The organism is Actinomadura rubrisoli (genome assembly GCF_004349215.1).
Classification (GTDB): domain Bacteria; phylum Actinomycetota; class Actinomycetes; order Streptosporangiales; family Streptosporangiaceae; genus Spirillospora; species Spirillospora rubrisoli.
On the sequence record NZ_SMKU01000375.1, the window covers coordinates 1 to 8843 of the forward strand.

Genomic DNA, 8843 nt, shown 5'->3' on the forward strand with positions numbered 1-8843 from the left:
GGGCGCCGCCACCCTCAAGAGCTGGTGCATCCTGCGGAAGGCTCGCTGCTCACCAAGCCGCCTGACCGCGATCGTCCAGGCGATCCTCGCCCTGCACCATCACGCCAACTGAGGTTGGAAAGACCTCAGTGGATTGACGTGCCGTGCTGCCCGAGCCGCGTCGACGCGTTCGCTTGGATCATTGCGAGCGCGGCGATGACCCGATGCAGCTCGGTCGTTTCCGGAACGGACGCAGTTTCTTGTTGTCGTTTGACGGCGAAAAGGTCAACGGCCAGGCCCTCGCGTACCGTCGTCGGTGGGCGGGTGCGCAGGGCGTGTAGATGATCAGAGATGGTCAGGTGCCAGGCATTGAGGTCGCGGTATCCGCTTTCGAGGCTCTGCGCCAGGAGTTGGCGCACGGGCTCGTGGGGCGTGCCTACAGCGCTGATTCCTAATGTTGCGAGCAACTGAACGACTTGACGACGTTTCACGTCCTCGTCCGTTCCGTGAAGGCTTCGTCCTCACTCAACGGTAGCCCGCTGCGAGGCTCGTGGAACTGGGTGTTCAGGTAAGCGGGGCGGCACCATTCATGATCGCGCGTAGGTCGCGCACGACGGGGCGGCCCCGGAGATCGAGAGGAACGGCCCGCAGTATCTCCTCGCCGGTCTCGATGATCATCTGGGTTCGGTGGGCGGGGGGCAGCTCGTCGAAGATTTCGATGGCCCGGCCGATTCCCCGGCCGATGGCCCCGTTGACGGTGGCGCACAGCGCCTCGTGCAAGCGAACCTTCGCGTAATATTCGTGAGAGGGATTGGTGGAGAGCACTTGGTCGCGCGCATGGTCGGCGTGTGCTTCTTCGCCAGCGTAGGAGCGCACCCAGCTTTCCGCGAACCATACCGCTTGATGATTTCTGTGCAAGGTGGGCATGATTCCCGTATTCGCAGGGGGTGGAGCGGAGGTGAGCAAAGGCTGCAGGCATCGCTTTGCCTCTTCGTGCCTGCCGAGCATTGACAGCGCTTTTGTATGTGCAAGGTCGATCCGCGCGCGACCGATCGACAGAGCTTTCCCGCTGTTCTGCTGTGCATTTATGGTGAGTTGGAGGACTGTCACAGGGTCGCGCTGGCCGTACAGCCCAAGGCTCGCCTCCATGGCACGGGTGAGCAGTCCGAGTTCAAGGTCGCCGGAGGCGTCGGCGGCCGCGTTCGCGGTGCGGGACCAGTGAATGGACTCACCGTGTTCGCCGAGGCGGGTCAGCACGTTCGCGTGGATCATCGAGAGTGCGGCGATGACCCGCTGTAGCTCGATTGATTTCGAGGCGGACGCGATCCTGAGTTGCTGCTCGATGGCGAGCAGGTCGATCACCAGTCCCTCGCGGGCTGACGCGGCTGGGCGGGTGCGGAGGGCGTACAGGTGGTCAGAGATGGTCAGGTGCCAGGCATCGAGGTCGCGGGATTCGCTGTCGAGGAGCTGGGCGAGGAGTTGACGCACGGACTCGCTGGTCCCGCTCACCGCACCGCTGATTCCCAGTGTGGTGAGCATTCGAATGACTTGACGGCGTCTCACATCTGCGTCCGTTTCGCCGGGGTTGTCCCCTTCGACGGTAGCCTCCTCCGCCGCTTCCTCGCTTGCCAGGAAGGGGGTCAGCCGGCCGGGGATGCCGAGGACGCGTTCGAGGGCCCGTGCGAGGCTCTTGGACGGCGGGTAGTGACCGCGGGCGATGTGCGACAGGTGCCCGGGGTCGCAGGGGGCGGCCCGAGCGACCGCCCGGAGGCTCATGTTGCGGTCGGCTATCGCATCGCGTAGTACATCAGCAAGGGTGGCCATACTTCCCCCTATCTAGGGCATGCGACGCATTTAACGTTGCGTCCGTTTTCGTTGCCAACAATCTCCTACGCTCACGCTAACCCGTGGGTGCTTTACATGGTGGCGAAACGAAAAAGCGGCCCCGGCTCGTGCATGAACATCAGAGCCCCGGGCCTGACCATGATGGAGCGCGGCCAATGGGCAATGCAGCGTCCCCGCAGGTAATCACCCGAATGCGCGCGGGAAGGCGGTCCGCATGGTGACCGTGACGGGCGGCACGTGCTTCGGGCTCATGGGGATCTCGCAGGACGCCGCCAACGTCGGCCGGGTCCGGGCGTGGATCATCGAGCGGCTCGAAGAGAAGATCGCCTTTCCGTTGTTCATGGCCACGGAGACGCGGAACGATATCGTCTCGTGCGCGTCGGAAATCGTGGCGAACTCCGTCGTGCACGCGGCCCACGGGACGCGGGGCGACGCGGTGAAGATCCGGCTGATCTTGTTGAGGTATCGGATCCGCGTCGAGGTCACCGACCCGGGCCCGCGGAACCAGGGCGGCGCCTTGCATGCCGACACGCCGAACTCAGATGCCGAGACCGGGCGCGGGCTGTTCATCGTTGACGCCCTGTCGGCCGATTGGGGCGATCGTCTCGATGGCGACGGTCGCATGACGTGGTTCGAGCTGGAAAGGTGATCCATGAGTAAGAAATCCGAAATGCCAGAGCGTGGTGCGGTATCGTTCATGCCGGTGACCATGGAGCCGACGACCATCGCGGTCATCTCATGGACGGATCGCACCGGTGTCTACTTCGCCCGGGAGATCCAGGCCGCCAAGCGCAAGCATCTCGCGCAGGCCCATGCCCACATCGCGAGGGATATCGCCACCCTCCTGGAATCGGGTGATTACACGTCATTGCACGTGTTCAAGAACCCGGCGCCGCTTCTTTCCCTGTCCGGCGAATAGGGGCGGCCCCCCGTCCCGCGTCAAAAGGGGCGGGGGCCTGCCGCGGTGCGGGCCTTCGGGAGGACCTCGGCGCCCAAGCGGGCGATGTTCTCCAGGGTGGCGGTACGGGAGCCGGCGGCCTCGACGAGGAGGATGAGGTGGCGGATTCCGGTGCGTTCGACGGTCGTGACGATGGATTCCACGCAGTCGTCTGGTGAGCCGACCGGATGCAGGTCGCACATTCGGCGGGTGTAGCCGATGGGGTCGCGTGGCGGGCGCGGACGGTCGTCCACGGGTACGTAGCCCTCCAGGCCGGGGCCGAGCCAGCGCGGCATCTCTTGCATGAGCGTTCTGACGGCCTCTTCTCGCGTGTCGGCCACCTGGGCGAGGTGGGTGGAGATGTGCGGGGCGTCCGGTACGCCGTGGCGGGTGACAGCGGCGGCTTTCTCGTCGGGCCCTATGTGCATTCCGAGGAGCATGGGCAGATTCCGTTCCGCCGCCAGGACTTCCGTCGCGGGGGACGTGCAGGCCACGGCGATTGGCGGCGGGGCAAGCGCGCGCGGGACGACCGGGACTTCGCGGAACTGGAAGTGCTCTCCCGACCAGGCCAGCCGGTCGGAGTTCAGCCAGGACAGGAGGAGGTCGAGGGATTCGGCGAAACCGTGTTCGTAGCGGGGGAGGCCCGTCCCGAAGACCTCCAGGTCACGCCACGGGCCGCCGCGTCCTACGCCGAGCCGGAACCGGCCCTCGGACAGCAGCGTCAGCATGGCCGCCTGCTCGGCGAGGGCCACCGGGTGCTGGTTGGACAGCACGCTGACCGCCGTGCCGACATGGATTCGGTGGGTAAGGCCGAGGACGTGACCCGCCAGGACGGTCGCGGACGGGACGACGCCGTACGACATGAAGTGGTGTTCGGCCAGCCAGACGTCGTCGAACCCGGCCTGTTCGGCGGCGATGGCGGCCTCCACGGTCCGGGACAGGGCGACGGCGTCGTCCTGGCCGGGGAGGCGGGCCGCGAGGAGGAAGATTCCGAAGCGCACGTCCCGGTCGTACCCGGCATTCCGGGTGCCCGAGCGCTCTGGGAGACTGCCGTGCATGACTGGTGGTTCGTTCAGCAGGGTCGGGGTCGTCGGGCTGGGGACGATGGGCGCGGGCATCGCCGAGGTGCTGGCGCGGGGCGGCCTGGCGGTCGTCGGCATCGAGGTGGACCAGGACGCGCTGGAGCGCGGGCGCGGGCACCTGGAGGGCTCGACCGGACGGGCGGTCAAGCGCGGGCGGCTGTCCGAGGACGCGCAGCGGGAGATCCTCGGCCGGGTGGCCCTGTCGGTCGACTTCGCCGACCTGGGCGACTGCGGCCTGGTCATCGAGGCGGTCCCGGAGCGGCTGGAGCTGAAGCGCCGCGTGTTCGCCGAGCTGGACCGGGTCTGCCGGGACGACGCCGTCCTCGCCACGAACACCTCCTCCCTGTCGGTCACCGACATCGCCGTCACCACGGGCCGTCCCACCAAGATCGTCGGGGTGCACTTCTTCAACCCGGCGCCGGTGATGAAGCTGGTCGAGGTCATCCGGACGGTGCTCACCGAGCCCGAGGCGGTGGAGCGCGTCGCGGCCCTGGTCACGGGGCTCGGCAAGACCCCGGTGACGATCGGCGACCGCGCCGGGTTCGTCGCCAACCGGCTGCTGTTCGGCTACCTCAACCAGGCCGCGAACATGCTGGAGTCCGGGCACGCCACCCGCGACGACATCGACACCGCGATGAAGGCGGGCGCCGGGCTGCCGATGGGCCCGTTCACGCTCATGGACCTGATCGGCCTCGACACCTGCCTTGAGGTGCTGGAGGCCGTGTACGCCGAGTCGCGCGACCGGCGGCACGCGCCGTCGCCGGTGCTGCGGGAGCTGGTCACCGCCGGGCTGCTGGGCCGCAAGACCGGCCGTGGGTTCTACGCCTACGGCGGCGCGCGGGACGAAACCGTGGACGAGGCCGACGTCCCGCAGCCGGTCGTGGGCGTCCTCGGCACCGGCCCGCTCGCCGACGCGGTCGCCGCGCTCTGCGACCGCGCGGGCAGCCGGGTCAGGACGGCCGCCGCCGACCTCGGCGACTGCGACCTGATCATCGAGGCCGCGCAGGACGCCGAGGCCGGGCGCTCGCTGCTCGCGGCCGCCGCCGGGACGGCCCGGCAGGGCGCGGTGCTCGCCACCACATCCGCGGCCGCCCCGGTGATCGAGCAGGCGATGGCCACCGGACGGCCCGCGGACGTCGTCGGCCTGCACCTGCCCGAGGCGGACGGCACGCTCGCCGAGATCGCCGCCACGGTCGCGACCGGCCCGGGAGTCGCCGACCGGGCCGCCGCGCTGGCCGGACGGCTCGGCCTCACCACCGTCCGCTGCCGCGACCGTGCCGGATACATCGTGGACGCGCTGCGCTTCCCGTATCTGAACGACGCGGCGGCGATGCTCGGCGCCGGATACGCCGACGCCGACTCGATCGACGCCGCGATGACGCTCGGCTGCGGCTATCCGACCGGGCCGATCGCCGACCTCGACCGCCTCGGCCTGGACCGGGCGGTCGCCGTCCTGCGCGCCCTGTACGCCGAGAGCCGCGAGCCGGCCCTGTCCCCGGCGCCGCTGCTGGAGGAGCACGTCACGGCCGGACGCGCACTGCGCTGACCTCGCCGCCACACCGCGTGCCCGCCCATATCCTGGAAGCCATGAGCCCCCGCAAGAACCGCCGCGCCGTCCCCGGCCGTCCCCCGCAGGGCGGCGGTTCGTGGGCTCAGGACACCGAGGAGGGTCCGGACGGCGACTGGATCGTCCGGGCGGTCGCCGGGATGAACGCGACCAAGGCCTACCGCTGCCCCGGCTGCGACCAGGAGATCCCGCGCGGCGTCGCCCACGTCGTCGCCTGGCCCGCGGACGGGCGGGGCGACGCGGACGACCGCCGGCACTGGCACCGCCCGTGCTGGCAGGCCAGGGACCGGCGCGCGCCGCGCGTCCAGCGCTCACGCAACGCCCCGCGCTACTGATCGTCGCGCGCGGGACCGAACGACCAGGAGGAGAGCGATGGCGGAGATCAGGGCGGCGTCCGTGCTGCTGGCGCGGCGCGAGGAGATCACGCTGCACACCTCGGACGGCCTGGAACTGGTGGGCGAGCTCGCGCTGCCCCCCGATCGCCCGCCCGTGGCGACCCTGGTCTGCCTGCACCCGCTGCCCACGGCCGAGGGCATGATGGACAGCCACGTCCAGCGCAAGGCGTCCTACCGGCTGCCCGCGCTCGCCGATCTGGCCGTCCTGCGGTTCAACACCCGCGGGACGACCTCGGCGCGCGGCACCAGCCAGGGCGAGTTCGGCGACGGCGAGACCGAGCGGTTCGACGTCGCGGCGGCGCTGGAGTACACCGAGTACCACGACCTGCCACGGCCGTGGCTGCTCGGCTGGTCGTTCGGCACCGAGCTGGCGCTGCGGTGGGGCCGCGACCCGCTCGTCGAGGGCGCGATCCTGCTGTCCCCGCCGGTGCGCCGCGCGACGGACGCCGACCTGGACGCCTGGGGCGCCGACGGGCGGCCGGTCGTGGCGCTCGTGCCCGAGTTCGACGACTACCTGCGTCCGGCGGAAGCCCGCGAGCGGTTCAAGCGCGTCCCGCAGGCCGAGGTCATCGCCGTGGAGGGCGCCAAGCACCTGTGGGTGGGCGAGCCGTACGTCCGCGTCGTGCTGAACGAGATCGTCCGGCATGTCGCGCCGGATGCGTACCCGCTGCCCACCGAATGGGACGGGCCCGGTAGCTAAACTCACGCGTCCGATCACGGCCACACGTGTCCACCCGGCACCGATCGGGGTGACGATTGCGTAGCCGTCGTGTGACGGTGACGTGCTGGGGACGTCGACGTGAGGACGCAATGACCGTGCAGCTCTACGCAAGAGACGTCGGGACGGGCACGCCGCTCGTACTGCTGCACGCCTTCCCGCTCTCCTCGGCGATGTGGCTCGCGCAGCGCGAAGGGCTCGCCGCCCGGTTCCGCGTTATCACCCCTGACCTGCGGGGCTTCGGCGGCTCGCTGCTCGGGCCCGAAGACCCCTCGATCGATGTGATGGCCGACGACGTGGCCCGCCTCTTCCAGCGCATCGGCGTCCGGCGGGCCGTGGTCGGCGGGCTGTCCATGGGCGGGTACGTGGCGATGGCGCTGTGCCGCCGCCATCCCGGCCTCGTCCTCGGCGCCGTCCTGGCCGGCACGCGCGCCACCGCCGACTCCGGCCCCGTCCGGGAGGCCCGGCTGCGGCAGGCAGAGCGGCTGGAGGGGGAGGAGGGCGTCCAGGTCCTGGTGGACGACGTCCTGCCGAACCTCGTCGGGCCGACGACGCTCCAGCGGCGCGCCCTGGTCTACGGGCGGGTACGCGGCCTCGTCCAGGCCACCCCGCCGCAGGCGGCCGCGTGGGCGCAGCGCGCCATGGCGGGCCGCGCCGACTCCTTCGGCACCCTCCGCGGCCTCAAGGTGCCCGCCCTCGTCATGGTGGGGGACGAGGACGTCCTGGCCACCGAGGAGGAGGCCCGCGCCATGGTCGAGGCGCTGCCCAACGCCGAGCTCCTGGTCATCCCGCGGGCCGGGCACCTGAGCGCGGTGGAGCAGCCCGACCTGTTCAACCAGGCCGTGGCCGAGTTCGCCGCCGCGCTCGCCCGCACGAGCCACTGACCGGGGCCAGGATGTTCCGCGACCCCGGCTACATGGTTTCCTGGCGGGGCATGAGGACCTCGCGGATGATCAGTGAGATCGCCGCCGCCGTCGGGATCGCCAACAGCGCGCCCACCACGCCCAGCAGCGCCGCGCCGATGAGCGCCGCCACGATGGTCACCGCCGGCTGGACGTCGACCGTCCGTTTCATGACGCGCGGATAGACGAGGTAGTTCTCCACCTGCTGGTAGATGACGTAGAAGACGATGCAGATCACGCCGTCCGTCGTCGTCCCGGTGAGGAAGGCGACCAGGCACACGACCACCGCGCCGATCGTCGCGCCCACCAGCGGGATCAGGTCGGTCACCGCGACGATCAGCGCCAGCGCGATGGCGTACTTCACGCCCATGATCGTCAGGAAGATGTACGAGGTGACGCCCGCGATGAACGCGATCGTGAACTGCCCCGCGACGTACCCGCCGATCCGGTCGAGGATCTCGTCCCCGAGCAGGGCGACCCGCGCCCGCCGCGAGCGCGGCGCGAGCTGGTAGAAGAACGTCTTGATCTGCGGCAGCGAGCCCAGGAAGTAGAGCGTGAGGATCAGGATGGTGATGGTCTGGAAGATGCCGTTGACCGCGACCTTGCCGAGCCCGGTGGCGGTGTCGGTGAGGCTGTCCTGGAAGCCCTTGCTGTTGACGGCCTTCTCCGCGCGGTCCAGGAGCCCGTACCGCTTGTCCCAGTCGGCGAGCCGCTTGTTGTCCTGGAGCTGCGTGACGTAGTTGGGGATGTTCTTGCGGAGCTCGGTGACCTGCTCGGAGACGGGTTGCACCAGCGAGGCGACGAAGCCCGCGAAGAACGCGATGACCGCCAGGAACACCGCGCCGACCGCGAGGCCGCGGGGCAGCCCGAACCTGCGGAGCCGCTCCACCGCCGGGTTGAGGCCGACCGCGAGGAACATCGCCACGACGATCATCACGATGACCGACTTGGCGTTCGTGGCGGCCTTCACCAGCATCCAGGCGGTGATCACGCCGAGGGCGGCGGTGAACCCGAAGATGAAGGGGTGCGCCCGGCCGAGCGGCTCGCCGGGCCGCCCGAACGGGAACCGGTGGTCGACGCCCGCCTCGCGCTTGCGCTGCTCGATGTCGTGGGCCGGGTCCGGGGCGCCCGGCTCGGGTGGCACGGGCTCGGCGGAGGTCGCGGGCAGCGGCCGCTCGACCGGGCCGCCGGTGGCCGGGTCGCGTTCCCCGATGGCCTTCTCGGCCTTCTCGACCTCGTCCGGATCAAGGGCGCCGCTGGGCAGGGCCGCGTCGTCCGGGGCTGCGCCGTTCGGGGAGCCGCCCGGCGCGTCGTTGTCTAGGGCGTTGTGGTCTGGGGCGTCGCCGCCTGGCGCGTCGTCGTCTGGCGCGTCGTCGTCCGGGGTGTTGTCGTCCGGGGGTGCGGCGACGCCCCAGACC

General features: G+C 70.3%; 10 protein-coding genes. 6 read left to right on the forward strand and 4 right to left on the reverse strand.

Going from position 1 to position 8843, the window contains the following annotated elements; all coding sequences use genetic code 11:
• Positions 1 to 125: 125 nt before the first annotated feature.
• The gene (locus E1298_RS39970; RefSeq protein ID WP_131902593.1) at positions 126 to 470 is read right to left on the reverse strand and encodes a hypothetical protein; all 345 of its coding nucleotides are present in this window, start codon (positions 468 to 470) and stop codon (positions 126 to 128) included.
• 73 nt (positions 471 to 543) lie between these two features.
• On the reverse strand, positions 544 to 1803 hold the full coding sequence (locus tag E1298_RS39975; RefSeq protein ID WP_131902594.1) for a helix-turn-helix domain-containing protein: 1260 nt from the start codon (positions 1801 to 1803) through the stop codon (positions 544 to 546).
• Between the two features lie 235 nt (positions 1804 to 2038).
• Here E1298_RS39975 and E1298_RS39980 point away from each other — a divergent pair, with 235 nt between their 5' ends.
• Both E1298_RS39980 and E1298_RS39985 read left to right on the forward strand, forming a co-directional pair.
• On the forward strand, positions 2039 to 2473 hold the full coding sequence (locus E1298_RS39980; RefSeq protein ID WP_131902595.1) for an ATP-binding protein: 435 nt from the start codon (positions 2039 to 2041) through the stop codon (positions 2471 to 2473).
• Positions 2474 to 2476: 3 nt separating this feature from the next.
• The gene (locus tag E1298_RS39985; protein WP_131902596.1) at positions 2477 to 2743 is read left to right on the forward strand and encodes a hypothetical protein; all 267 of its coding nucleotides are present in this window, start codon (positions 2477 to 2479) and stop codon (positions 2741 to 2743) included.
• Between the two features lie 20 nt (positions 2744 to 2763).
• On the opposite strand, the gene E1298_RS39990 is transcribed toward E1298_RS39985, so the two are convergent.
• On the reverse strand, positions 2764 to 3762 hold the full coding sequence (locus tag E1298_RS39990) for an LLM class flavin-dependent oxidoreductase (protein WP_131902597.1): 999 nt from the start codon (positions 3760 to 3762) through the stop codon (positions 2764 to 2766).
• A 55-nt stretch (positions 3763 to 3817) separates the two neighbouring features.
• On the opposite strand from E1298_RS39990, the gene E1298_RS39995 reads away from it, so the two are divergent.
• The 4 genes from E1298_RS39995 (at position 3818) to E1298_RS40010 (ending at position 7407) form a co-directional block, all read left to right on the forward strand.
• Positions 3818 to 5389, forward strand: coding sequence for a 3-hydroxyacyl-CoA dehydrogenase family protein (locus tag E1298_RS39995; RefSeq protein ID WP_131902598.1), 1572 nt, complete (start codon positions 3818 to 3820; stop codon positions 5387 to 5389).
• A 41-nt stretch (positions 5390 to 5430) separates the two neighbouring features.
• Complete coding sequence (locus E1298_RS40000; RefSeq protein WP_131902599.1) at positions 5431 to 5745, forward strand: ATP/GTP-binding protein; 315 nt, start codon at positions 5431 to 5433, stop codon at positions 5743 to 5745.
• 37 nt (positions 5746 to 5782) lie between these two features.
• Positions 5783 to 6505, forward strand: a complete 723-nt coding sequence (locus tag E1298_RS40005; protein WP_131902600.1) for an alpha/beta hydrolase — start codon at positions 5783 to 5785, stop codon at positions 6503 to 6505.
• Positions 6506 to 6615: 110 nt separating this feature from the next.
• Complete coding sequence (locus E1298_RS40010; RefSeq protein WP_131902601.1) at positions 6616 to 7407, forward strand: alpha/beta fold hydrolase; 792 nt, start codon at positions 6616 to 6618, stop codon at positions 7405 to 7407.
• 28 nt (positions 7408 to 7435) lie between these two features.
• Here the strand turns inward: E1298_RS40010 and E1298_RS40015 are convergent.
• A partial coding sequence (locus E1298_RS40015; RefSeq protein ID WP_243726114.1) for an AI-2E family transporter occupies positions 7436 to 8843 on the reverse strand: 1408 nt, incomplete at its 5' end.